Genomic DNA, 24,077 nt, shown 5'->3' on the forward strand with positions numbered 1-24,077 from the left:
GCCAGCTCCCTCACGTCGCGCTCTCCATCGGTGCCGTCCGTCGCCGCCGACCGTCCCCATTCAACGCTCGGGACGACCTGCTGGCGCGAGCAGCCCGGTGCGGGTCCGGGGGAAGCCACTGTCCCCACCGGGGCCGGGCTTGACGGCGAGGACCTGGTTGATGCCGAGGCGGTTGGAGCGGAAGCCGAGTGCCGAGCCGGCCATGTACAGCCGCCACACCCGGGCCCGCCCGGCGCTGGAGAGCCTGACCGCCTGGTCCCAGTTCTGTTCGAGGTTGGCCACCCATGCGCGCAGGGTGTCCACGTAGTGCTCGCGCAGCGACTCGACGTCCCGGACCTCGAACCCCGCTGACTCCAGCACGTCGACCACCGTCGCCAGCGGGTGCAGCTCACCGTCGGGGAAGACGTAGCGGTCGATGAACGACGTCTTGTCACCCTTGGGGTCGCCCGGGGGTCCGGGCCGACGCGAGATCGCATGGTTGAGCAGCCGGCCGCCCGGCGACAGGAGGGTGTGCAGGTGGGCGGCATACTCGTCCAGCTGCGACAGGCCGACGTGCTCGGCCATCCCGATGCTCGCGATGGCGTCGTAGGACCCGTCCGGCACATCGCGGTAGTCCTGCACCCTGATCTCGACCCGGTCAGCCAGGCCGTGTGACGCGACGGCTGCGCGTGCGAAGGCGGCCTGCTCCTCGGAGAGGGTGACGCCCACAGCCGTGACGCCGTACCTGCGGGCGGCCTGGATGACGAACGACCCCCACCCGCAACCCACGTCCAGCAGTCGCATCCCCGGGGCCAGGCCCAGCTTGTGCGCCACCAGGTCGAGCTTGGCGCACTGCGCGTCCTGCAGGGTGTAGTCGGGCGAGGGCTCCTGCTCGAAGTACGCGCAGGAGTAGACCATCGACGGCCCCAGGACCAGGGCGTAGAAGTCGTTGCCCACGTCGTAGTGGTGCGAGACCGCCTTGGCATCCCGTCCCCGCGCGTGCCGGCGCCCGGACAGCCGAATCTCCTCGGCGGGCGGCCGCGGCGGCGGACCCAGCGCGCCCAGGCGCAGCACGGCCTTGACGACGGCAGCCGTGGTGTCGGGCCCGACCCGCACGCCCGGTCCGCGCTCGGGGTCGGCCAGCGCCTCGAGGCGGGTCAGCGCGTCGAGGAGGTCACCGTCGATCTCGACGTCCCCGGACACGTACGCGCGGGCGAACCCCAGTTCGTTGGGGGCCCAGGCCAGGCGGCGAAGGGCCCGCCGTGACGCGAAGCGAACGACCACGTCGGCGTCCGGTGACCCCATCGAGCTGCCGTCCCAGCATTCGACGCGCAGCGGAAGGTCGGTGCCGAGCGCGGCGTCGACCAGCGGTCGCAAGATCGCAGCGGCGTCCATCGCACCTCCCAACGGCCTCACGAGCCAACGTAGCGGTCTGGGCCTCATGCTGCGCAGCCCGCGGCGCGGCGATCGCCCTCCGGTCAGCCGATCCGCTCGGCCAGCGAGACGATGATGCCCTCCGGGCCGCGGACGTAGGCCATCAGCCAGGCGTTCTCGTACTGGCCGATGCCCCCGACGAGGCCGTACCCGTCAGCGCTCAGCTGGTCGACGGTCGCCTGCAGGTCGTCGACCTCGAACGAGACGTTGCGCAGGCCAAGCTCATTGGCCATCGCGGTGGGCGATCCGGGCTGGTGGTCCGGTCTGACGAAGCTGGAGAGCTCGATCCACGTCCCTCCGCCGGGCGCGCGCAGCCCGACGATCTCCGTACGTGAGTCGGGAATGCCGGTCACCGTGTCGACGAACTCGCCCTCGACGAACATGCGCCCGTCGACCTCGAGACCCAACCCGACGAAGAACGCCGTCACGGCGTCGAGGTCGGCGACGGTGATGCCGATGTGGTCGAAACGCTTGATGGCGGGCATGACGTCCATCCTCCCAACAGATCCACGACGGCGCCCGAGACCAGCTCCGGCCTCGCAGCCGCCGGTCAGGAGCTGCCCGAGTGCCCCCGCGCCGTGGCCAGGCGTTCCACGGTGTCGGGATGGGTCGCGAACAGCAGGTACTCGATCCGGGGAGGATGGACATCGGAGATGTTGAGCTCGGCCAGGCGCAGCTGCATCGCGGCGAACACGGCGGAGTCACCGGTCAGCCGCAAGGCGTGCTGGTCGGCACGGGCCTCGACCCGACGGGAGACGAGGTTCTGCACCGGGCCGCTGACCAGGCCTGCCACCGCCCCCGCGGCGAGCACCAGCCCGATCGCGTTCGGCGAGCCGATGGAGCTCACCCCGGCTCGGCGCAGCAGGGCGCCCCACTCCCCCAACAGGTAGAGCGCCACGACCGCAGCCGCGGCCCCGACCGCCCCCAGCAGCGCACCCAGCTCGGTGTCCCGGTCCTTGGCGTGGCCCAGCTCGTGCGCGACGACGCTGCGCACCTCACCTGAAGGGGCCTCCCGCAGCAGCGTGTCGTAGACGACGATCCGCCGGGTGCGCCCCAAGCCGGACACGTACGCGTTCAGCCCGGTCGTACGCCGCGAAGCGTCCGCGACCAGCACGTCCCGCACCGTCAGGCCGTCCCGGGCCGCCATGGTGAGCAGCTGGTCACGCAGTGGTCCCGCCGGCATCGGGGTGAACGTGTTGAACACCGGCTCGACCAGGACCGGGAAGACGAACGACAGCAGGACCACCAACGCGGCGGCACCCACGGCGCCGAACGCCCACCACCAGCCGGGCGCGAAGTGGGTGAGCGTGTAGAACCCGCCGAGCACCACCGCACCGATCACCGCCCCGACCGCGCCTCCCTTGAGCTGGTCCGCCGCCCAGCCGCCCCAGTCCTGGGTGGACAGCCCGTAATCGCGCAGCACGGTGTGGCGCCAGGCGCTGAACGGCAGGGCCACCAACCACAGCATCGCCAGGATGACCAGCCCTCCTGCCAGGGCCTCCGCCAGCCAGTGCCCGCCGAACGGCTGGCCGACCCAGGCGACGATCCGGGCACCCGCCGGGGTTAATCCGAGCAGCAGGGGCACCACCAGTCCCACCAGCAGGGCACCGTACGAGCTGGGGCGCAGGGCGGCGCGCAGCGCCCGACCTCTGGTGACCACGCCATCCGGCACGTCGCCCAGCGCCGCCGCTTGGTCGGCGCGGCTCGGGCGGGGCAGCCGCCAGGGCACCAGCGTGATCGCCGCGACCGCCAGCACGATGCCGACGGCGACCAGCGCCGCCAGAGCCCACCATGTCGGGGTCACCGCCGTCCCCTCTCCTCCCTGTCACCGTCCAGGCAGGTCCAGCCGCCGGGACCGTTGCCGCCCACCGCCAAGTGCACCACCCGGCATGCCAACAGGTGAACGGTTCGCAACAGCGGGCCTTCTGCCCAGGCGGCGCTGGTGGAAGGGTCAGGATTCGAGAAGCAGCGGTCACCGGTTCGCTCCTAGCGTGTCAGTCATCGACAGAGCGGCGGTCAGTGGATGACCGTCCTGACAAGGAGGTGACGAGGATGAGCCCCACGATCCGCAGTCTGGTGATCCCGGTGTCCGATCTGGACGCCACCAAGGCGGTGTACACCGCGCTGCTCGGCTCACCGCACACGGACGAGTCGTACTACGTCGGCTACAACGTCGACGGCTTCGAGGTCGCTCTCAACCCGGCCGGCGCTGGTGGGGGGCCGGTGGCCTTCGCCGACGTCGAAGACCTGGACGCGACCCGCGCGACCCTGCTTGCGGCCGGAGCCACCGAGCGGGACGCGCCGCGCCAGGTCGCACCCGGTGCGCGGGTCTGCGTGCTCGCCGACGCCGACGGAAACCCCATCGGCCTGCGCGGGAAGTAGCGGACGGACACACCGCGCCGCCCAAGGACGCACGCTTGACCGGTGCCGGCAGCCGCGCCGGCCGCGCCGGCCGTGCCGGCCGTGCCGGCCGCCCGAGAACAAATCTGCGGTTAGCTGTCAGAGCGAGCCGACGAGGGGACTCGAACCCCTAACCACCTGTTTACAAGACAGGTGCGCTGCCAATTGCGCCACGCCGGCGAGTCCACGAGCGCCGACGTGGCGCCTCGGGATCGCGGAAATGCTACCCGCCGCTGCTCGTCACCACGGCATGCGGGACGCCCAGCGCAGGCACACGGACGTCTGCCACGCGGCACACGACGGGGCCCGGCCCACCGTGAGGTGAGCCGGGCCCCGTCGGAAGCAGAGGCGTCAGTGACGGTTCAGGTAGCTCTGCAGCGAGCGCACCGTGGTGCGGTCGAGGTAGTGAGCGCCGTTCTTCCTGGCGCCGATGTGGCCCTGCAGGGCGCGGACCGTCTTCGGGCCGATGACGCCGTCGGGAGCCGAGCCGACCTTGCGCTGGAGGCGCTGCACGTCGCCGCGCGAGAGGTCACCGTTGACGGATCCGCCGACCCAGCGCTCGATGGCGGCGTTGGTCTTCGGACCGCGGATGCCGTCGACGGTGAGCCTGCCGTGGCTGGAGCTGGAGGACAGCGCCTTGCGGGTGGTCGAGCGCGACGCGACTGCGCTCGAGGCCGAGGCGACGGCGCTGCCGTTGGAGCGGGTCAGGCCGGCGACGACGCTGCAGTGCGGCCAGGCGCCGGGGCCCTGGGCCTGCAGCACGCGCTTGGCGACGGTGATCTGCTCGCCCTTGGTGGCGAGGTCAGCCCGGCCGGCGTAGCGCTGGCCGCCGAAGGCGTTCCAGGTGGTGTACGAGAACTGCAGGCCTCCGTAGAAGCCGTTGCCGGTGTTGATGCTCCAGTTGCCGCCGCTCTCGCAGTTGGCGAGGCGGTCCCAGACGGTGCTGGCCTGGGCGCTGGAGGAGGTGGCGATGCCGGCGCCGACGGTGGCGAATCCGGCAACGGCGACGCCGGCCATGCGCCGGCGGACGGGGCTCTGCTTCCGAGCGGAGTGCTTCGGGGCATAGAACATGCGCGGGGGTATTCCTCTCCTGACCTGCGCCTGAGAGGTGAGCTGTCGGGTTCGGGCTGTCAGGCGCCCGGCCGGCGGACCGGCTTCACCCCAAGACCCGCCGAAGCGGGCCGAGTTGGTTCCCCCACCCTCGTCCTGGCCCGGGGATCTCCCGGCGAGACACCAGCCGGACGAGGTTAGGCGCGGCGGGCGTGCGTGCTCTGATGTGCGGTGTATGCAGTTGTGAGAACCCGGGAGAAATGCGCAGTTACCCGGCGGCGCTGGGGCCAATCGCTGACGGTACCGGTCCCTGTCGGATGTCGACAAGCGGTTCGTCGTAATCCGTTCGTGATCTTTTTGAACACAACTCCGGCAGGGTTTGAGCGGGTATGCCGCGCGGGCGCCTGTCGCGCCCCGGCGGCACCGCTGTCGCGCCGCGACGTCAGCGCCGGCGGGCCCGCCGCTTCTGGACCATGCGGTGGTCGAACGGCGCCCCGAGGAACTCGCCCAGCACCGTGCCGGTGGCGATGGCGAGCAGCACCGCGAAGGCCCCGAGCAGCGTGGTGAGACCGCCCTGCATCGACAGGCTCCCGGAGTCGGCGGACGAGTGCGTGACCATCTCGTACAGACCCCGGAAGATCGCCAGACCGGGCAGCAGGCCGTAGGAGGCCGGCACGACGAGCACCATCGCCGGCGCCCCCATCCGCAGGGCCACCAGCCGCCCGGCGAACCCGAGCCCGATGCTGGCCAGGCCGGCCGCAGTCAGCGTGCCGAGCCCCGGCACCAGGCTGACCACCAGCGAGAGCCCCACGGCCGCGCCCGAGAGCAGCCCCGTCGGCAGGACCAGCTCCCGCCGGCTGCGCAGCGATACGGCTCCCGAGAGGCCGACCACCACGGCGCCGAGCACACCGAGCAGGACCGGCGCGTCGGTCGCCCGCAGGTCGAGGATGCCCGGGGAGGCGATCGGCAGGTCGAGCATGGCCGTCAGCTTGAGGGTGAACGACAGGGCGGCAGCGACGCCGAGGATGATCCCGGCCGTCGTGAGCAGCACACCGAACATGCGCCCCGCACCGGTCACCGAGTAGCCGGAGACGACGTCCTCGAACGCCGACGCCACGGTGCGCCCGGGCAGCAGCACGACGATGCCACCGGCCACGACGTAGGCGAAGTCGGCCGAGCTGACGGGAAACAGGTCCGCCGCCCCGAGCGAGAAGGCGCCCCAGGCGATGGCCGTGGCGATGAACCCGCCGATCGCGCACTGGTAGAACTCCGGCAGCCCGCGGTGCCCCAGCCGGCGCGCGGTGGTGTCGACCAGCAGGGCCGAGGCACCGGCCACCACCGACGCGAACAGCGACGCCCCGAGCATCAGCGCGACCGCCGCCGCCAGGACACCCATCGAGCCGTGCACCACCCACCGCGGCCAGAAGCGCGGCATGCGGCGGATCTCCCGCAACCGGGCAGCGGCCGCCTCGCGGTCGTAGCTGCCCGCCACGAGGTTCTCGACGAACTCGTGCACGGCGACGAGCCGGGCGAAGTCGCGGGTCGCCGAGCGGACCACCCGCAGCATGGTGATCTGGCCGCCCGAGCTGGTGGTGCACTGCACCAGCAGCGACTGCAGTGTGATGTCGACCTCGAGGTTGTCGAGCCCCGCGGCCGCCGCGACCGCGATGACGCTCGACTCCACCTGGGGCGCGCCCGCCCCGCAGCGCAGCATCAGCTCGCCCACCCGCAGCGCGAGGTCGAGCGAGGCCCGTGCCTCCCGCTCCTCCGCCGCGGCGGCGAGCACGCGGGGGTTGCGGTACGGGGTCAGCCGCAGCGAGTCGACGATCGGGAGGGTCTCGGTGACCTCCTCGCCGCGCCACAGGGCGCGCGGCACCCGCGCCCGACGCGGGAGGACCCGGCGTTCGGGCAGGCTCGACTGGCCCGGAGGGCCTTCGGCGACACCCGTCATCGGCGACCCGTCAGAGCGGACACGTCATCGACAGCAGCGAGCATCAACGCAGCCCCGGCAGCCCGGCCCAGATCTCCGACGGCGACTGCCACGGCCACCACGTCGGCACGCCGCCACCCTGGTACGACCACAGCGCGAGTCCGGCGGCGACCAGCAGACCCGCCACGACTGCGACCTGCGCACCACGGGCACCGGGCGCCAACCCGCGCACGACACTGCGGGTGCCCCGGCGCAGGGCGGCTCCGCCCGGCCCCCACCAGGCGACCAGCACCGCGAGCAGCCCGCCGACCGCGAGGGGCAGGGCGGAGTTCGGCTCGGGGGACCCGCCGGCGACGCCGACCCAGGCCAGCGCGGTGCTGAAGACCGCGGAGACCCCGACGAGCAGGGGCAGCAGCAGGCCGCCGAGCGTGCCGAGCGCACCCACGACGACGTGCCAGGGGCTGGCCGCGACGGCCATCGGCACGTCGCTGCGCCGCGGCCCACCCCTGTGGTGGCGCCGCAGCACCAGCGACGTCACCGACCGCTCGGCCGTCCGGGCCACCCAGCACCACAGCACGAAGAGCACCACGCCCACCACGGGCACTGTCGCGATCACGGCCGCCACCACCAGCAGCAGAGCCAGCAGGGTTCCGCTGCGCTGCGGACGCCCGATCCGCGGGTCGGGCTCCTGCGGGTCGGCCTCCCAGGCCGCCTGCCAGTCGGAGACCTCGTCCGAGGGCTGCTCGTCCCAGTGCGCGAGGACGCTGTCGTCCTCCTCCGGGGCGGCGCGCGTGTAGGGCTCGCTGTCGACGGGCAGGGACAGCCGGCCCACCGGGGGCGGCTGCTCCCAGCGACGCGTCGACCGCTGGTCGATGACCTCCGTATGCCGTGCGGCCAGGGCCGAGGGCAGCACCTCCGTGGCAGGCCTGCCGGCGGCATACCGCTCGAGGCCCTCGACCACCTCGTCCGCGTCGGGGCGCCGGCGGGCGTCCGGCGACAGCGCGGCATACAGCAGGGGCGCCAGCCGCGGGTCGACGCCCGAGAGGTCGGCCTCGCCGCGGCTGACCCGGCTCAGCACGACGTCCATGGGGCCGCGCCCGAAGGGCGGGGTGCCCGAGGCGGCGAAGGCGAGCGTCGCGGCCCAGCCCCACCAGTCGGTAGCCTCGGTGACCGGCGCGCCCTCGACCACCTCGGGGCTGAGGTAGCCGGGCGTGCCCATCACGAGCCCGGTCATGGTGATGCGGACGTCGTCGGCGACGTGGGCGATGCCGAAGTCGATGACCACCGGGTCGCCGTCGAGCATGAGCACGTTGGCGGGCTTGAGGTCGCGGTGGATGACGTCGGCGGCGTGGATGGCGTCGAGCGCGCCGGCGAGGCCGCGACCGAGCCGCAGCAGGTCCTGCCCCTCCAGCGGACCCTGCTCGCGCACCACCTCGTCGAGCGAGGGGCCGGGCACGTAGCGGGTCACGACGTAGGGCTGGTCGCCGTCGAGGTCTGCGTCGATCACGGCCGCCACGCGGGGGTCGTCAACCCGGCCGAGCACCTCGACCTCGCGGGCCAGCCGCGAGCGGGCGGCGGGGTCGTAGGCGATGTGGGGGCGCAGCAGCTTGAGCGCGACCGCACGGCCGCTGGGGTCGAGAGCGAGGTGGACGACCCCCATGCCGCCCTCACCCAGCTGCTGCACGAGGCGGTAGGGGCCAAGACTTGCGCCCCCGGGCAGCCCGGGAGCGCCTCCGATCGCCTCCGTCGTCATGCGCCTACGGTAGGCCGACACCCTCTCGGGCGTCAGGCCGACTCACCCCTGGATGTACCCGACCAGCTGGTCCCGCTCGGACTGGAGCTCGTCGATCCGGTGCTTGACGATGTCGCCGATGCTCACGATCGCGCGGAGCTTGCCGTCGACCACCACGGGCATGTGGCGGACGCGCATCTCGGTCATGGTGCGGGCGAGGTCCTCCAGGGGGACGTCGAAGTCGCACGTCTTGACGTCCGTGGTCATGATGTCGCGGACGCTGCCCTGCAGGATGGCGGCTCCATCGGAGGCCAGGCGCCAGACGACGTCGCGCTCGCTGACGATGCCGGCGACCGTCTCGCCGTCCTCGCTCACCACCAGGGCACCGATGCGGTGCTCACCGAGCAGCGCGAGCAGGTGCTCGACCGAGTCGTCCGGTCGCACCGTCACCACCGTGTCGCCCTTGCGACGCACCACGTCGTGGATCTTCATGCTCCGACGTTAGCCCTCGCGGTGGTGGGGCCGCCACCAACTCCGGGTCAAGAGCCCGGCAAATCTTGCGCTGCAAGGAGATCCGTCCGAACCGCCTCATCGCGGACATTTCCCGTTCGTGCAGGTCAGCAGGGCTCGGCATAGGGTTGCGGAGGAACCCCGAGTACAGCAGCTGGGAGTTGATCGCGTGTCCGGCAGTACCCACACCTTTGACCTGGTGGTGGCGGCCAACCGCCTGCCCGTCGACCGGGTCGTCCTGCCCGACGGTGGCACCGAGTGGCGGCGCAGCCCCGGTGGACTGGTCACGGCCATGGAGTCGGTGATGCGCGGACGTGAGGGAGCCTGGGTCGGGTGGGCCGGCGAGGCGGGCGACGCCCCGGAGCCGTTCGAGGAGGACGGCATGTTCCTGCGGCCGGTCCCGCTCTCCGAGGACGAGGTCGCCTACTACTACGAGGGCTTCGCCAACGACACGCTGTGGCCGATCTACCACGACGTGATCGTGCCGGCCACGTTCCACCGGCTGTGGTGGACGGCCTACGAGAAGGTGAACCGGCGCTTCGCCGAGGCCATCTGCGACGTGGCCGCCGAGGGCGCCACGGTGTGGGTGCACGACTACCAGCTGCAGCTGGTGCCCGCCATGGTCCGCGAGATGCGCCCCGACGTGCGGATCGGCTGGTTCAACCACATCCCCTTCCCGCCCGTCGAGCTCTTCGCCCAGCTGCCGTGGCGTCGCCGCCTCGTCGAGGGCCTGCTCGGCGCCGACTTCCTCGGGTTCCAGCGGGTCGCCGACGCCCACAACTTCCTGCGCGCCTGCCGCCAGCTGCTCGGCCTGAGCACCAAGGGCGAGACCGTCACCTCGACGCTCGAGGACGGCCAGACCCGGGTGGTGCGGGCCAGCGCCATCCCGATCTCGGTCGACTTCACCGGGCTCGAGGAGCTGTCGCGCCGGCCCGAGGTCATCCAGCGGGCCAAGGAGATCCGCGAGTCGCTCGGCAACCCCGAGACGATCTTCCTGGGCGTCGACCGGCTCGACTACACGAAGGGCATCCGGCACCGGCTCAAGGCCTACGCCGAGCTCCTCGAGGACGGCGAGGTGTCTCCGCCGGAGCAGGTCTTCATGCAGGTGGCGACGCCCAGCCGTGAGCGGGTCGACGCCTACCGGGAGCTGCGCGAGGAGGTGGAGAAGGAGGTCGGCCGCGTCAACGGCGAGTACGGCGACATCGGCTCGGCTGCGGTGCACTACCTGCACCACTCCTACCCGCGCGACGAGATGGCCGCGATGTTCCTCGCCGCCGACGTCCTGCTCGTCACCCCGCTGCGCGACGGCATGAACCTCGTCGCCAAGGAGTACGTCGCCTGCCGGCACGACGGCGCCGGCGCCCTGGTGCTCTCGGAGTTCACCGGTGCCTGGCACGAGCTGCACCAGGCCTACGTCTGCAACCCGCACGACATCGCCGGGCTCAAGCAGACCATCCTCACGGCGATGCGGGCGCCCGAGGCGGAGCGACGCCGGCGCATGAAGGCGATGCGTCGGCGGGTCGCCGACCATGACGTGCAGCGGTGGGCCTCCCGCTTCCTCGAGGCGCTCGAGCAGGCGCCCGCCAAGCCGACCCGCACGCCGCGCGAGCAGCGCGAGGACGAAGCGCAGGCCGCCGCTGACGACAAGGCCGAGCAGCGGCACCACGCCGAGCACGCGGGGGTCAACGGCTGATGGCGCTGCCCGCCTCCCTGACCGCGGCCCTGGAGGAGCTGGCCCGCCGCCCGTCCGTGCTCGTCGCCAGCGACTTCGACGGCGTGCTCGCCCCCTTCGTGCAGGACCCGATGGACGCCAAGCCCCTCGAGGGCACCATCGACGACCTCGCCGCGCTGGCTGCGCTCCCCCGCACCCACGCCGCCGTGGTGTCGGGACGCGACCTCGACGTCCTGACGGAGCTCACCGGCCTCGAGGACGGCAGCCCCGTCACGCGGATCGGCAGCCACGGAGCCCAGTCCAGTCACGACGACGCAGACGACCTCGGCGAGGAGCAGCAGCAGCTGCTCGAGCGGCTGACCGGCGACCTGCACGACGTCGTGGAGGCCCACCCGGGCGTGCGCCTCGAGCACAAGCCGGCAGCCACCGTCCTGCACACGCGCGGGCAGGAGGAGCACGTCGCCGAGGCGGCGGTGCGGTCCGCGCTCGAGGTGGCGCAGCGGCATACCGGCGTGAAGGTGCTGCAGGGCAAGAACGTCGTGGAGATGTCGGTCGTCACGGCCGACAAGGGCACCGCCCTGAAGGCGTTGCAGGAGAAGGTCGGAGCCGACGCCGCGCTGTACATCGGCGACGACGTCACCGACGAGCACGCCTTCGAGGTGATGGCGGAGCCCGACGTCAGCGTCAAGGTCGGCGAGGGCGAGACGGCAGCCCGGTTCCGGGTCGACAGCGGCGAGCAGGTCGCCGAGGCGCTGCGCCTGCTGGTGCGCCTGCGCCGCGAGGCGACCGCGAGCTGACCGTCAGGCCCGCTGGCGGTCAGCGCGCTGGCGGGCTGCGCCGGTCGAGCCGCGCACGACGAGCTCGGGGCGGAAGATGTACTCCGCCCGCGGCGCCGGCTCCCCGGCGATCTCGTCCAACAGCGCCCGCACCGCGGCCTCGCTCATGGCCTGCACGCTCTGGCGGATCGTGGTCAGCGGCGGGTCGGTGAACGCGATCAGCGGCGAGTCGTCGTAGCCCACGACCGAGAAGTCGTCGGGCACCTCCAGCCCCAGCCGGCGGGCCGCCCGGATCGCGCCGAGCGCCATCAGGTCGGAGCCGCACACGACTGCGGTGCAGCCCTTCTCGATGAGCCGGGTCGCGGCCGTGTCGCCTCCCTCGACCGAGAACATGGTCTTCTCGATGAGGTCCTCGACGTCGTCGCGGCCGAGCAGCGACTTCATCGAGTTGCGGAAGCCGGTGATCTTGCGGATGACCGGGACGTAGCGGTCGGGACCGATCGCGAGCCCGATCTCCTTGTGCCCCAACGCGACCAGGTGGCTGAGCGCCAGCTCCATCGACGCGACGTCGTCGTTCGAGATGAAGGGGGCGTCGATGCCCTCGTGGTAGCCGTTGACCAGCACGATGGGCAGCCCGCGCTCGCGCAGCTTCTCGTAGCGCTCGGGATCCGTTGTGGTGTCGGCGTGCTGGCCACTGACGTAGATGATGCCGGCGACCCCGCGGTCGAGCAGCATCTGCACGTACTCGTCCTCGTGCACCCCGCCGGGCGTCTGCGTGCACAGCACCGGCGTGAACCGCAGTCGCGCGAGGGCCGTCTCGATGATCTGCGCGAACATCGGGAAGATCGGGTTGGTCAGCTCGGGCACGATGAGCCCGACCAGCCCGGCGCTCTTGCGCCGCAGCCGCGACGGCCGGTCGTAGCCGAGCACGTCGAGGGCCGTCAGGACGGCCTGGCGGGTCGACTCCGCGACGCCCGGTTTGCCGTTGAGCACCCGGCTGACCGTCGCCTCGCTGACATCTGCGTGCGCAGCGATGTCGGCCAGCCGTGCCTTCACTCGCTCACCGTCCATGTCCAGACCCGAACCTGCGGACCCGGCGCCCGCAGGGTCATTCTGCCCCCATCGAACTCTGGGGCGTCACCGTATTTCGCTTCTCCGCCCTCGACACCCGGGATGCGAGACGCGTCCAGCGTGACGGGCTCGTGCGCGTGGCGGGCGCAGTGCACCAGGGCCACCTCGGTGGGCGACTCGCGAAGGAAGACCAGCGCGTCGTCGTCGGCGTGCACCCACCGGAGGCCACCCTCGCGCAGCGCCACCGAGCCGCGGCGTGCGGCGATCAGGCCACGGTAGGCCTCTAGCAGCGAGGAGTCCCAGCGCTGTTCGTCCCACGGCATGGGCCGGCGGCCGTCCTCGCCGAACTCGCCCTCCATGCCGACCTCGTCGCCGTAGGTGAACATCGGGATGCCGGGCAGCGTGAAGAGCAGGCCGGCCGCGACCTCGACCTGGCGCGCGTCGTCACCGACGAGGGTGCGGATGCGGGTCGTGTCGTGCGACCCGACGAGGTTGAAGCTGTGGCGCACGGTGCTCCACGGCACCATCGCCGCGAACTCGCGCATCGTCTCCATGACCGAGTGCCCACCGAGCCGCGGCACCATCAGCGGCGAGCCGAGGAACTTCGGCGCGTGGCCGCGGTCGCGCAGCCAGGTCCACACCGGGCGGGTGAAGCCGGCGTAGTTCATGACGCCGTGCCAGCCGTCGCCCTGCGCGTCCTGGGTGTAGTCGTGGCAGTGCTCCCCCACCAGCAGCGCGTCGGGGGCGGCCTGCTGCATCGCCCCTCGCATCTGCCGGGCGAGCTCACCGTTGAGGTCCTGCCCGCGGTAGCGGCCGGTCATGTTGGCCACGTCGACCCGCCAGCCGTCGAGCGGGCTGTCGCCGGTGATCCAGTGGCGCACCACACCGTCGGGGTCGTCGAAGACCCGTCGGCGCAGCCCCTCGCTCTCGTAGTTGAGCTTGGGCAGCGACTTCACGCCGAGCCAGGAGACGTAGTCGCCGTCCTCCCAGAAGTAGTAGCCGCGCTCCTCGCTCTCCGGGTCCTGGTGCGCGCGGACGAACCACTCGTGCGCGTCGCCGGTGTGGTTGGTCGTGAAGTCGCCGAGCACCCGGATGCCCCGCTCGTGGCAGGCGTCGACCAGCCGGGCGAGCGCCTCGTCGCCGCCGAGCACGGGGTCGACCCGGTCGAAGCTGGAGGCGTCGTAGCGGTGGTTGGACCGCGCAGGGAAGAACGGCGTGAGGTAGAGCACGCTGACGCCGAGCCGCTCGAGGTGGTCGAGGTGCTCGACGATGCCGTCGAGGTCACCGCCGTAGAGCTGGGTCGCGATCACGTCGGGCTCGAGCCGCACCGGCTCGTCCCACTGCATCGGCACCGCCCACTCCGGCACCTCGCGGTCGTCCTGCGCGGCGGAGCGGCCGAACCGGTCGGGAAAGACCTGGTAGACCACGGCGTCGCCCGCCCATGCGGGCGGTGCACCGAACGCGGTGATCCGGAAGTCGGCGGCATCCGGCACGTCGCGCAGGTGCAGGCCAGTGCCGTTCAGCCACTGGTATGCCGTGGGGCCACCTTCGAGGATGAACCGGTAGTTGGTGACGGGGTTGTGCACCACCACGTCGGCCGCCCACCAGGTGTCGGTGGCGGTCTGCTTCTCGACGACGGCGTCGACGAAGGACGGCTCGGCGTCGGGCGTGAGCCGCACGTGCACCGCGGTGACGTCGGCCCCGCGCGGCACGCGGACCCGCACGGTGACGGTCTCGCCGAGCGCCGGGTAGGGGTTGGAGACGTAGAGCGCCGAGCCGTCGTGGTGCGGCTGGGCGAGCAGGTCGCGGTGGGTGGAGCCGCCCGTGCGCGCTGGGTCGACGTGGTGTCCGGGTTCGGAGGAGCTCACTTCACCGAGCCCTGGGTCAGGCCGCCGACGAGGTAGCGCTGGGCGCCGAGGTAGAGCACCACGACGGGGAGCGAGGCGAGCAGCGCGCCGGTGGCGAACTGGCCGAAGAGCCGGTTGCGCTCGTTGCCGACGGTCATGCTGTAGAGCCCGACGCTGAGGGTCTGGCTGTCGACGTCGCGCAGGAAGATGCTCGCGAGGATGAACTCGCTGTAGAGGCCGACGAACCCGAGCATGAAGACGGTGACGAGGATCGGCATGACCAGGCGCAGCGTCATGGTGAAGAAGATGCGCGCGTGGCTGGCGCCGTCGACCTTGGCGGCCTCGTCGAGCTCACGGGGCACGGTGTCGAAGTAGCCCTTGAGGAGCCAGACGTTCGCACCCATCGCGCCGCCCATGTAGACGAGCAACAGGCCCCAGACGCTGTTGAGGCCCAGGGTCGGGACGACGTCGCCGATCGCCGCGAAGGTGATGTAGAGCGCGACGAAGGCGAGGAAGGCCGGGAACAGCTGGAGCAGCAGCAACGCCAGCAGGCCGGGACGGCGGCCGGTGAACCGCATGCGGGAGAACGCGTAGGCCGCGCAGGCGCCGATGAAGGTCTGCGCCAGGGCGCCGACGATGCCGATGATGAGCGAGTTCCGGTACCACGTGGTGTAGGGCCGGGACGCGTCGTTCAACAGGATGTGCAGGTTGCTGAGCGAGAACTCGGTGGGCAGCAGCGAGCTGGTCGACAGCGTGCCGGCGGGGTTGAGGGCGGCCGAGATCAGGAACATCACCGGGAACAGCGCCCAGACGAGGACGATGGCCACCAGGACGTAGCGCCACCACATGTGGCCGCCGCCGGGTGCGCGCCGAACCTGCTTCGGTGCGCGGCGCCGGGCCTCGGGGGTGACGGTGGGGACGGTGGTCTGCACTCCGGTCGACATGTCAGTTGACCTCTTCCAGGGACTTGGTGCGACGGAATCCGACGTAGCTCATGAGCCCGACGATGATGAAGATGAAGATCGAGATCGCCGACGCCAGGCCGTAGTCCGGGTTGACGCCGCTGAAGGCGATGCGGAAGGCGTAGGTGATGAGCAGGTCGGTCGACCCGATGCTGACGTCCCCATCGGTGAACGGGCCGCCCTTGGTCATGAGGAAGATCAGCGTGAAGTTGTTGAAGTTGAACGCGAACGACGCGATCAGCAGCGGGCCGACCGCCACCAGCAGCAGCGGCATCGTGATCGACCGGACGGTGCGGACCGGGCCGGCGCCGTCGATGCGGGCGGCCTCACGGACGTCGCCCGGGATCGACTGCAGCGCACCGGTGCAGACCAGGAACATGTACGGGAAGCCGAGCCAGAGGTTGGTGATGAGGATCGCCGCCTTGGCCGCCCACGGGTTGCCGAGCCAGTCGATGTCGAGGCCGGTGATGTTGTTGATGAGGCCGTAGTCCTGGTTGAACATCGACATCCACAGCAGCGCGGTGACGAAGCCCGGGATCGCGTACGGGAGGATCAGGATCGAGCGGTAGAAGCCCTTGCCTCGCAGCCGGTCGTCGTTGAACAGCAGCGCCAGCAGCATGCCGAGCATGAACGTCGAGATGACCGAGAGCAGCGCGAAGGCGACGTTCCAGACGAAGATCTTCACGAAGCCGTCGCGCAGCGTGGAGTTGGTGACGAGGGTCTTGAAGTTGTCCCACCCGACGTTCTGCTTCCAGCCCTGGGGGTAGGCCTCGCCCTGGCCGTCCGCGGGCACCCACGCGGCGCCCTTCGGCACGTAGGTCTTGCCGGTGGAGGTGTCGGTCAGCTTGTCGGCGGCCTTGTCGTAGGTGACCGTCGCGCGGCCCTCGAAGGCCTCGCTCAGGCCGACCGCCTTGATCCCGCCGTTGTCCTTGGGCACGGCGAACTCACCGAGCTCCTTGCCTCGCTTGTTGACCTGCTTGGCGTCGAGGATCGTGAAGCCGGGCGCCTTGGTGATCTTGCCGGTGGTGGTGGCCTCGACCCCGTCGGTTGGAAGGTCCTCGAGGCCCTTGGGGGTGCCCTCGAAGTACTTGCCGCTCGGGTCGGTCAGCAGGAAGGTGAGGTCGCCCTTCGCGGGGTCCTGCCCCTGCGGGACGGCGATGCTCAGGCGGTACCGCGGCGAGCCCGGGACCTCCTGGACCGAGTTGGCGATGATGCTGGCGGTGGCGTCCTCCTTGCTCAGGAGGTGGCCGTCGCCGTAGTTGGTGAATGCCGTGGCAGCCGTGTAGGCGATCGGCCAGACCTGGAAGGCGACGAGCAGCAGCATGCCCGGCAGCAGGTACTTCAGCGGCACCGCCCGCCGGGTGGAGTAGACGGCAACGACCGCCATGACCACGAAGGCGATGATGACGACGAACAGGGCCTTGCCGTCCTCGACGAGCCGCCACGAGACGAGGGTCCCGAAGGCGACGACGAGGGCGATGGCCGCCCACTTCACGACGACCACCCAGGCCGGCGCCGGGCCGGACCGGGTGGAGGGGTCTCCACGGAAGGTGGTGTCAGCAGCAGCCATGGGGCGCTCTCCTGGGGCGGGCAGCCGGGCCGGCGGGGCCAGCGGCGGTGGTGGCGGGGCGGGGCGGGCCCCGGGCGGTGCAGAGGGTGGAGCGGGTCGTTCAGGGTCGTGCGGGTGGTGCGGTATGCCGGGCGGTCCCCGCGAGTGGGGACCACCCGGCATACCTGCTGTCACCGCGGCCGGGGCCGCGGGTCAGGCGTCAGCCCTTGGCGATGTTCGCCACGATCTCCTTCTGGGCCGCGTCGAAGCGGGCCTTCGGAGCCTTGCCGGAGATGACGTCGGCCGCGGCCTGGCCCAGCGGGCCCCAGACCGAGTTCATGGCCGGGATGTTCGGCATGGGCTTGCCGTCCTTGCCGGCCTCGTACCAGGCCTTGACGTCCTTGTCCTTGGCGGAGACCTCGTCGTAGGCCTCCTTCAGGGCCGGCGGGCGGCCACCCTGCTCGAAGAGCGCGAGCTGGACGTCCTTGCGCGGGACGTAGTTGGTGACGAACTCCTGCGCCAGGACGGCGTTCTTGGCCTTGGCGGAGACGTAGAACATCTGCACACCGAGGAACGGCTTCATCGCGCCGCCACCGGCGAGGCTCGGCAGGCTGGTGATCTCGTACTTGATGCCGGCCTTCTTGGCGTTCGGCACCGACCACGGGCCGGTGATGAAGAACGGCGCCTTGCCGCTGGTGAACAGGCCCTCGGCGTTCTCGTCGCCGACGTTGGTGGAGAGGATCTTCTCCTTGCCGAGCTTGGCGAGCTCCTCGGCACCCTTGATGGAGCCGGCGCTGTTGACGATGACCTTGTTGGGGTCGTAGTCGCCGTTGGCCTTGGTGGCGAAGATGCCGCCGTCGAAGGCGCTCAGGTAGGGGTAGGTGTAGTAGGCGTTACCGGTCTTGCCGACCTGCTGGATCAGGACGTTGGTGACCTTGCCGCCGGACTTCTTCTTGGCCTCGGTGCCCATCTTGACGAGCTCGTCCATCGTCTTGGGGGCGGTCGGGGCGAGCGCGGTGTTGCGCATCAGGCCGATGTTCTCCACGGCGTAGGGGACGCCGTAGGTCTGGCCGTTGAACTTGGTGGCCGCGATGGAGTTCGCGGAGAACTTGGAGGCGACGTCACCGGAGAGCTGGATCGGGGCGACGGCGCCGTTCTGCACCAGCTCGCCCAGCCAGTCGTGGGCGCCGACGATGACGTCCGGGCCCTTGCCGACCTTGGTGGCGTCCTTGAACTGGGCGCGCAGGTCGACGGAGATCTGCACGGCGACCTTGACGCCGTTCTCCTTGCCGAACTCCTCGGCGTACTTCGTCAGGATCGGCGCGCGGTCGGCGTCGGTCCAGATGACGAGGTCGGCCGCCTGGTCACGGACGGGGGCCTCGGTGCCGGTGGGGCTGGGGGCCGGGGCCGAGGTGGTGGTCTCCGTCGAGGAGGAGGCAGAGCTGGTCGAGCTCGAGCTGGAGGCTGCGTCGCCGCCGCCACCGCAGGCGCTCATGAGCAGCGCCGCGACACCCGTCACGGCCGCTGCGCCAAAGGCACGCTTGTGCATGAAATCTCCTTGTAGTGCGCAGGGCGCATCCTTGCGGCCCTGACGGTGCGCTGAAGATAGCAAGAACTTGCAGCAAAACAGCCCCATACGCCTGCAAGAAATTGCATCGATCAGGTCACGGCTTGCAGCGGACCGTCGACCCTGGCCCTCCCGCGGCCGTCGGCCGCCTGTGGGGCCGCCCCGAGGGCCTCCACCCCGCGTCGCAGGGTGGGCCGGTGTGGCCAAACGACGCGTCGTAGGACAGACTGACGCCACCGCGGGCACCGACGCCCGCGGGGCACCACCTTTACAACGGATCGTCCGGCACGTTCCTGCCGGTGAAGGAAGGCAAAGACGCCATGGCCACTGTGAAGTTCGACGAGGCAACCCGGATCTACCCGGGCAACGACATCCCGTCGGTCGACAAGCTCAACATCGACATCGCGGACGGGGAGTTCCTCGTCCTGGTCGGCCCCTCCGGGTGCGGCAAGTCGACGTCCCTGCGCATGCTCGCCGGCCTCGAAGAGGTCAACGACGGCAAGATCTGGATCGGTGACCGCGACGTCACCAACCTCTCCCCCAAGGACCGTGACGTCGCCATGGTCTTCCAGAACTACGCGCTCTACCCGCACATGACGGTCGCCGACAACATGGGCTTCGCCCTGAAGATCGCCGGCGTCGACAAGAGCGAGATCACCAAGCGCGTCAAGGAAGCCGCCAAGATCCTCGACCTCGAGCCCTACCTCGAGCGCAAGCCGAAGGCCCTCTCCGGTGGCCAGCGCCAGCGCGTCGCCATGGGCCGCGCCATCGTGCGCCAGCCGCAGGTGTTCCTCATGGACGAGCCCCTGTCGAACCTCGACGCCAAGCTGCGCGTGCAGACCCGCACCCAGATCGCCTCGCTCCAGCGCCGCCTCGGCGTCACCACGGTCTACGTCACGCACGACCAGATCGAGGCCATGACGATGGGTGACCGCGTCGCGGTGCTCAAGGACGGCATCCTGCAGCAGTGCGACACCCCGCGCCGCATGTACGACCACCCGAACAACGTCTTCGTCGCCGGCTTCATCGGCTCCCCCGCCATGAACCTGCTCGACGTCGCCGTGGTCGACGGTGGCGTGAAGCTCGGCACCGGCACCTACCCAGTCGCCCGTGACCACCTCAAGGACGCCCACGGCCGCAGCGTCACGATGGGCGTGCGGCCCGAGGACCTCGACCTCACGACCGAGGGCAATGGCATCCCGGTCGTCGTCGACGTCGTCGAGGAGCTCGGCGCGGACGCCTACATCTACGGCACCGCCAAGGACGCCCACCAGCACCAGGACTACGACGAGTCCGGCGGCGACCTGCCCGAGCGTCCCTTCATCGCGCGGGTCGACGGCCGTCGTCCCCCGCAGAAGGGCGAGACGGTCTACCTCGCCCCCAAGGAGGGCCACGTCCACATGTTCGACACGGAGAACGGCCTGCGCCTCGGCGACTGACCTCCAGCACGTATGCCGGTGGGCCGGCACCCGTTCGCGGGTGCCGGCCCACTGCCGTGTCCGGCTCGGTGTTCCGACTCCGTGTTCCGACTCCATGTGGTCACCGGTGGTCAGTAGTCACCGGTGGTCAGCCGTGCCGGGTCGAGCGCTGACCTGACACCATGGGGCGCGTGGCACTGGAGATCACCGCAGCCCGACCGGACCCGGCCCTGCTCGACCTGCCGTGGCACCTGCCGCTGGAGACCTGGCCGGAGGAGCACCTCGCCGCCCTGCCCCGCGGCATCTCGCGGCACGTGGTGCGCTTCGTCAAGCTCTCGCACCGGGTGCTGGCGGTCAAGGAGATCAAGACCGACATCGCCTTCCGCGAGTACCACATGCTGCGCGCCCTGGGCCGGCTCGACCTGCCCTGCGTCGAGCCGTTCGGCATCGTCAGCGGCCGTGAGCAGGAGGACGGCACGGTGCTCGACGGCTGCCTGCTCACCCGCCACCTGCAGTTCTCGCTCCCCTACCGCGCCCTGTTCAGCCAGACCCTGCGGCCCGACACCGCCAAGCGCCTCATCGACGCCCTCGCGGTGCTCCTCGTCCGGCTGCACCTCGAGGGCTTCTGGTGGGGCGACGTGTCGCTGTCCAACACCCTCTTCCGGCGCGACGCCGGCGCGTTCGCGGCATACCTCGTCGACGCCGAGACCGGTGAGCTGCACCAGACGCTCACCCCGGGACAGCGCGAGCACGACCTCGACATCGCCCGCGTCAACATCGCCGGCGAGCTGATGGACCTCGAGGCCGGCGGGCTGCTGCACGAGTCCGCCGACCCGATCGAGACCTCCAACCGGATCGTGACGCGCTACACCGACCTGTGGGAGGAGCTCACCGGCCTCGAGCGGTTCGAGAAGGGCGACCGGTGGCGCGTCGACGAGCGGATCCGCCGGCTCAACGAGCTCGGCTTCGACGTCGACGAGCTCGCCATCTCGACCGACATCGGCGGCACCACGATCCAGATCCAGCCCAAGGTCGTCGATGCCGGCCACCACTCCCGCCGGCTGCTGCGCCTCACCGGCCTCGACGTCGAGGAGAACCAGGCCCGCCGGCTGCTCAACGACCTCGACGCCTTCCGGGCGTCGCAGGACCGCCAGGGTGAGGACGAGGAGATCGTCGCCCACGACTGGCTGGCCCGCATCTACGAGCCGGTCACCCGCACCGTGCCCCGCGACCTCACCGCCAAGCTGGAGCCCGCCGAGGTCTTCCACGAGGTGCTCGAGCACCGCTGGTACATGTCGGAGCGCGCGGGCCACGACGTGCCGATCGAGGACGCCATCCAGGACTACGTGAAGACCGTGCTGCCGGGAAAGCCGGACGAGAAGTCGGTGCTCGGCGTCGACACCGTCGAGATGCCGGTGATCGCCATGCTGGGCGACGAGATCGGCGAGGGCTGAGGGCCGCCCGAGCGACGGTCGCTCAGTAGCGCGGGGCCGACTGCGCCTCGAACCAGGCGCTGGACTCCTTGCGCCACAGGAAGAACACCGCGACGCCGCCGACGATCGTGCCCGCCACCGACAGGATGGTCAGCAGCGGGGTGACGCTGGCCTGCGCCAGGCTGCTGAGAGCGGAGAGCAGCCCCAGGGCGAAGAGGATGGTGGCGACGATGCGCGCCCACGTCCTGCCCCTGCCGTTCTGCCACGCCATCAGCAGCCACAGCCCGGCCTCGACCAGGCCGAACACGACGGCGACTGCCAGGATCACGGTCACGAACCCGTCGAGCGTTCCCGGGTCCATGGAGGAGCCGGAGGTGGCGATGGCGTCGCGGATCTGCGTCCGCATCGCGTCGCCCATGGTCGGGGTCAGCAGCGCGCTCACCAGGCTGAGGGCGGCGCCCACCCACATGAGGCGCACCGCCGTGGTGACCGAGGCGGGGCGCGGACCGGCGGGTTGGGGCGCGCCGGCGGCCGGCGGCATACCGGGCATGCCCCCCGCGTAGCCCGGCATCGGAGCCGGCACCTGACCCGGCATCTGACCGGGCATCTGACCCGGCATCTGACCCGGCATCTGACCCGGTGCGGCACCCGGGTACGCCGGCGGCGGTCCCGGGTAGCCGGCCCCAGGGTAGCCCTGGGGTCCCGGCTGGCCCTGGGGCTGGCCCGGGGGCTGGCCCTGCGGCTCCGGCGGCGGCGGGTACGGGCTGCTCATGAGGTTCTCCTTGGCGACTGGTCAGGCGGGTGACAGCAGCGTCATCCCGGGAAGGTTGCGGGCCACGCCGAACAGCACGACGAGAGCCGCAGCCGCCCACTGCACCCATGCTGGCACCGACGCCCTCGCCGTCGTGGGCGTTCCCCACCGCCCGCGCACCCAGCCGAGCCACGCCCAGGCCAGCACGGGCAGCGACAGCACGGCCAGGGGGTTGCGGGCCAGGGCGCCCGCGAGGTCGCGATGGGCGAGGTCGTGCAGCGCGCGCATCGTGCCGCACCCCGGGCAGTAGAGGCCGGTGGCCGCGAGCAACGGGCAGGTCGGGTAGTGGCCCGGCTCGTTCGGGTCCACCACCGCGACGAGCACCCACCCGGCCGCGACGGCGCCGAGCCAGAGCAGGGGAACGCCGAGCGCCCTGCGTCCCTCACGGAGGAGGTCGGCAGGGCGCTTCCCGACGGTCGGTGCGGTCACGGCACGCCAGGGAGTGGTGCTAGTAGGTGGTCGAGTTGGACGTCATGACTCCGGTCGCGATGAGGATGATCCAGGTGATGACTCCGACGACCAGGAAGACCGTGCCGATGATGCCGCAGATCCGGCCGGCGTTGACGGTGCCCCGGTTCGAGTAGGCACCCGGGTTGGCGTCGATCTCGCGGATCGCCCGGTTGCCCATGATCCACGCGACCGGGCCGAGCAGCTGGATGCAGACGATCGACGCGATGCCGAGGATCAGGATGAGCGTGCCCTGCGGGTGCTCCCGCGGCCCCATCGGGCCGGCGCCCTCGACGTAGCCCGGGGCGGGCGGCGGCGCGGAGTACCCCCCACCTCCGGGGGGCGGAGGCGGGTAGCCGCCTCCACCAGGCGGCGGAGGCGGGTAGCCGCCCCCACCAGGCGGCGGAGGCGGGTTGGAACCGTAGTCGGACATGCCCATCCTTTCGCTGGCGCTCCCCCATGGGCGCGGCTGCAGCGAACGGTATCGGAAACGTCCCTTACGACCGGGTTGCGCCGGCCGCGCGTCGCCTCGCGATCTCGTACAGGGTCACGCCCGTCGCGATGCCGGCGTTGAGCGACTCGACGGCCGACGACATCGGGATCGAGACGATCTGGTCGCACGTCTCACCGACGAGGCGCGAGAGCCCCTTGCCCTCCGAGCCCACCACGACGACGAGCGGCTCCGACGCGAGCTCGAGCTCGGGCAGGGAGACGTCGCCGTCCATGTCGAGGCCGAGGATGAAGAAGCCGGCCTTGCGGAAGTCCTCGAGGCTGCGCGTGAGGTTCGACGCCAGGGCGACCGGCACCCGCGCCGCGGCACCCGCCGACGTCTTCCACGCGCTGGCCGTCATGCCCACAGACCGGCGCTCGGTGACGATGACGCCGTGGCCGCCGAACGCCGCCACGGAACGGATGATGGCACCCAGGTTGCGCGGGTCGGTGATGCCGTCGAGGGCCACGACGAGCGGGATGCCCGGCGCCTCGGGGTCGACGAGGTCGGACGGGTGGGCGTACTCGTAGGGCGGCACCTGCAGTGCCAGGCCCTGGTGCACCGCTCCGTCGGTGAGGCGGTCGAGCTCACCGCGCGGGGTCTCGAGGATCGGTATGCCGCGCTCGGTCGCCGTCTTCAGCGCCTCCCGCACGCGGTCGTCGGCGTCGATGCGTCCGGCGACGTACATCGTCGTGACCGGGATGTTCGCGCGCAGCGCCTCGACGACCGAGTTGCGCCCGGCGACGATCTCGCTGGAGCTCTTGGACCGGCGACCGCCCGAGGGGCGGCCCCCGCCGGGACGGCCGGCACCTGCGCCGCCCCGTTTCGCGGCGGCCTTGGCCATCTTGTGCGCCTTGTGGTTCGGGCGATCGGCCGCCTTGGGGGTCGGGCCCTTGCCCTCGAGCCCGCGGCGGCGCTGGCCGCCTGAGCCGACGGTCGCGCCCTTCTTGGATTCGCCCTTGCGGATCGCCCCGCGGCGCTGGGAGTTGCCTGCCATGT

The 24,077-nt window shown here is 71.3% G+C and carries 21 protein-coding genes, 1 tRNA gene and 1 riboswitch; of the genes, 5 read left to right on the plus strand and 17 right to left on the minus strand.

The window, feature by feature from the left end:
- Window positions 1-60 precede the first annotated feature (60 nt).
- The 3 genes from BMW78_RS08565 to BMW78_RS08575 all read right to left on the minus strand — a co-directional run bounded on the left by BMW78_RS08565 (window position 61) and on the right by BMW78_RS08575 (window position 3,217).
- On the minus strand, window positions 61-1,374 hold the full coding sequence (locus BMW78_RS08565) for an SAM-dependent methyltransferase (RefSeq protein ID WP_091758365.1): 1,314 nt from the start codon (window positions 1,372-1,374) through the stop codon (window positions 61-63).
- Window positions 1,375-1,457: 83 nt separating this feature from the next.
- Window positions 1,458-1,898 (minus strand): VOC family protein, encoded by a 441-nt coding sequence (locus BMW78_RS08570; RefSeq protein WP_091759091.1) that lies wholly within the window; start codon window positions 1,896-1,898, stop codon window positions 1,458-1,460.
- Between the two features lie 65 nt (window positions 1,899-1,963).
- Window positions 1,964-3,217 carry a M48 family metallopeptidase gene (locus BMW78_RS08575; RefSeq protein ID WP_091758367.1) on the minus strand — a complete coding sequence of 418 codons (1,254 nt, stop codon included), beginning with the start codon at window positions 3,215-3,217 and terminating at the stop codon, window positions 1,964-1,966.
- 248 nt (window positions 3,218-3,465) lie between these two features.
- On the opposite strand from BMW78_RS08575, the gene BMW78_RS08580 reads away from it, so the two are divergent.
- Entirely contained in the window at window positions 3,466-3,795 is a 330-nt protein-coding gene (locus BMW78_RS08580; protein ID WP_091758369.1) for a VOC family protein, read from the plus strand.
- A gap of 125 nt (window positions 3,796-3,920) precedes the next feature.
- Here the strand turns inward: BMW78_RS08580 and BMW78_RS08585 are convergent.
- The 5 genes from BMW78_RS08585 to BMW78_RS08605 all read right to left on the minus strand — a co-directional run bounded on the left by BMW78_RS08585 (window position 3,921) and on the right by BMW78_RS08605 (window position 9,017).
- Window positions 3,921-3,993, minus strand: a tRNA-Thr gene (locus BMW78_RS08585).
- 171 nt (window positions 3,994-4,164) lie between these two features.
- On the minus strand, window positions 4,165-4,884 hold the full coding sequence (locus BMW78_RS08590) for a transglycosylase family protein (protein ID WP_091758371.1): 720 nt from the start codon (window positions 4,882-4,884) through the stop codon (window positions 4,165-4,167).
- Window positions 4,885-4,893: 9 nt separating this feature from the next.
- Window positions 4,894-5,040, minus strand: a riboswitch (cyclic di-AMP (ydaO/yuaA leader).
- 265 nt (window positions 5,041-5,305) lie between these two features.
- Entirely contained in the window at window positions 5,306-6,814 is a 1,509-nt protein-coding gene (locus BMW78_RS08595) for a threonine/serine exporter family protein (RefSeq protein ID WP_091758373.1), read from the minus strand.
- 43 nt (window positions 6,815-6,857) lie between these two features.
- Window positions 6,858-8,546: a serine/threonine-protein kinase gene (locus BMW78_RS08600; protein WP_091758375.1), complete on the minus strand. Its 1,689-nt coding sequence runs from the start codon at window positions 8,544-8,546 to the stop codon at window positions 6,858-6,860.
- A gap of 42 nt (window positions 8,547-8,588) precedes the next feature.
- Window positions 8,589-9,017, minus strand: a complete 429-nt coding sequence (locus BMW78_RS08605; protein WP_091758377.1) for a CBS domain-containing protein — start codon at window positions 9,015-9,017, stop codon at window positions 8,589-8,591.
- Window positions 9,018-9,204: 187 nt separating this feature from the next.
- Here BMW78_RS08605 and BMW78_RS08610 point away from each other — a divergent pair, with 187 nt between their 5' ends.
- Window positions 9,205-10,728 (plus strand): alpha,alpha-trehalose-phosphate synthase (UDP-forming), encoded by a 1,524-nt coding sequence (locus tag BMW78_RS08610; RefSeq protein WP_091758379.1) that lies wholly within the window; start codon window positions 9,205-9,207, stop codon window positions 10,726-10,728.
- On the plus strand, window positions 10,728-11,504 hold the full coding sequence (gene otsB, locus BMW78_RS08615; RefSeq protein ID WP_091758381.1) for a trehalose-phosphatase: 777 nt from the start codon (window positions 10,728-10,730) through the stop codon (window positions 11,502-11,504). Before BMW78_RS08610 ends, otsB begins: the two co-directional genes overlap by 1 nt.
- Window positions 11,505-11,507: 3 nt before the next feature.
- On the opposite strand, the gene BMW78_RS08620 is transcribed toward otsB, so the two are convergent.
- The 5 genes from BMW78_RS08620 to BMW78_RS08640 all read right to left on the minus strand — a co-directional run bounded on the left by BMW78_RS08620 (window position 11,508) and on the right by BMW78_RS08640 (window position 18,461).
- Entirely contained in the window at window positions 11,508-12,554 is a 1,047-nt protein-coding gene (locus BMW78_RS08620) for a LacI family DNA-binding transcriptional regulator (protein ID WP_245735750.1), read from the minus strand.
- Window positions 12,536-14,422, minus strand: coding sequence for a glycoside hydrolase family 13 protein (locus BMW78_RS08625; RefSeq protein ID WP_245735751.1), 1,887 nt, complete (start codon window positions 14,420-14,422; stop codon window positions 12,536-12,538). The genes BMW78_RS08620 and BMW78_RS08625 overlap by 19 nt, the downstream gene beginning before the upstream one ends.
- Window positions 14,419-15,345 carry a sugar ABC transporter permease gene (locus tag BMW78_RS08630; protein ID WP_091758385.1) on the minus strand — a complete coding sequence of 309 codons (927 nt, stop codon included), beginning with the start codon at window positions 15,343-15,345 and terminating at the stop codon, window positions 14,419-14,421. The genes BMW78_RS08625 and BMW78_RS08630 overlap by 4 nt, the downstream gene beginning before the upstream one ends.
- Window position 15,346: 1 nt before the next feature.
- Window positions 15,347-16,933, minus strand: a complete 1,587-nt coding sequence (locus tag BMW78_RS08635) for an ABC transporter permease subunit (protein ID WP_091758387.1) — start codon at window positions 16,931-16,933, stop codon at window positions 15,347-15,349.
- Window positions 16,934-17,132: 199 nt separating this feature from the next.
- Window positions 17,133-18,461 carry a sugar ABC transporter substrate-binding protein gene (locus tag BMW78_RS08640; RefSeq protein WP_091758389.1) on the minus strand — a complete coding sequence of 443 codons (1,329 nt, stop codon included), beginning with the start codon at window positions 18,459-18,461 and terminating at the stop codon, window positions 17,133-17,135.
- Window positions 18,462-18,799: 338 nt separating this feature from the next.
- Between BMW78_RS08640 and BMW78_RS08645 the strand changes: the two genes are divergently transcribed.
- Window positions 18,800-19,918, plus strand: coding sequence for an ABC transporter ATP-binding protein (locus BMW78_RS08645; protein WP_091758391.1), 1,119 nt, complete (start codon window positions 18,800-18,802; stop codon window positions 19,916-19,918).
- Window positions 19,919-20,088: 170 nt separating this feature from the next.
- The gene (locus tag BMW78_RS08650) at window positions 20,089-21,351 is read left to right on the plus strand and encodes a DUF4032 domain-containing protein (protein ID WP_091759095.1); all 1,263 of its coding nucleotides are present in this window, start codon (window positions 20,089-20,091) and stop codon (window positions 21,349-21,351) included.
- A gap of 22 nt (window positions 21,352-21,373) precedes the next feature.
- Here BMW78_RS08650 and BMW78_RS08655 read toward each other — a convergent pair whose 3' ends face one another.
- The 4 genes from BMW78_RS08655 to rlmB form a co-directional block, all read right to left on the minus strand.
- Window positions 21,374-22,102, minus strand: a complete 729-nt coding sequence (locus BMW78_RS08655) for a hypothetical protein (RefSeq protein ID WP_091758393.1) — start codon at window positions 22,100-22,102, stop codon at window positions 21,374-21,376.
- A 21-nt stretch (window positions 22,103-22,123) separates the two neighbouring features.
- Window positions 22,124-22,570 carry a DUF2752 domain-containing protein gene (locus BMW78_RS08660; RefSeq protein ID WP_245735752.1) on the minus strand — a complete coding sequence of 149 codons (447 nt, stop codon included), beginning with the start codon at window positions 22,568-22,570 and terminating at the stop codon, window positions 22,124-22,126.
- A 19-nt stretch (window positions 22,571-22,589) separates the two neighbouring features.
- A complete protein-coding gene (locus BMW78_RS21005; RefSeq protein ID WP_218144289.1) occupies window positions 22,590-23,021 on the minus strand; it encodes a DUF4190 domain-containing protein in 432 nt (143 codons plus the stop codon).
- A 64-nt stretch (window positions 23,022-23,085) separates the two neighbouring features.
- Complete coding sequence (gene rlmB / locus BMW78_RS08670; RefSeq protein ID WP_091758395.1) at window positions 23,086-24,075, minus strand: 23S rRNA (guanosine(2251)-2'-O)-methyltransferase RlmB; 990 nt, start codon at window positions 24,073-24,075, stop codon at window positions 23,086-23,088.
- Between the last annotated feature and the right edge of the window lie 2 nt (window positions 24,076-24,077).

It is taken from the genome of Pedococcus cremeus (assembly GCF_900111375.1).
GTDB lineage: Bacteria > Actinomycetota > Actinomycetes > Actinomycetales > Dermatophilaceae > Pedococcus_A > Pedococcus_A cremeus.